The following is a 298-nucleotide window of genomic DNA, read 5'->3' on the forward strand; positions in this document are numbered from 1 at the left end:
AATGATCTAACAAGGAGGAAGTCATGAGCATATTTGGTAGCATCGTTTCCAAAGTTTTCGGAACTGCAAAAGCAGCTACATCAGTGGACACCGGCGGCATTTCCGGCAACACGGCTGTAGCCCCCTCCACCCCAAAGCCGATGACAGGAGCCGAAGTCGAAGCGATGATCCAAAAGGCCGCCGATACTGCTGGTCGTAAGGACTACAATTGGAAACAATCCATCGTCGATATGATGAAGCTACTGAACCTCGATTCAAGCCTTAGCGCCCGCAAACAGCTTGCCCAGGAACTTGGCTA

1 protein-coding gene is annotated in these 298 nt (G+C 51.0%); it reads left to right on the forward strand.

What is annotated here, in order from left to right; genetic code table 11:
• Nucleotides 1-23 precede the first annotated feature (23 nt).
• Nucleotides 24-298 (forward strand): DUF3597 family protein (locus tag Ldro_RS13495; protein ID WP_058496956.1); only part of this gene is annotated, 275 nt, incomplete at its 3' end.

The organism is Legionella drozanskii LLAP-1, assembly GCF_001467585.1.
Taxonomy (GTDB): Bacteria; Pseudomonadota; Gammaproteobacteria; order Legionellales; family Legionellaceae; genus Tatlockia; species Tatlockia drozanskii.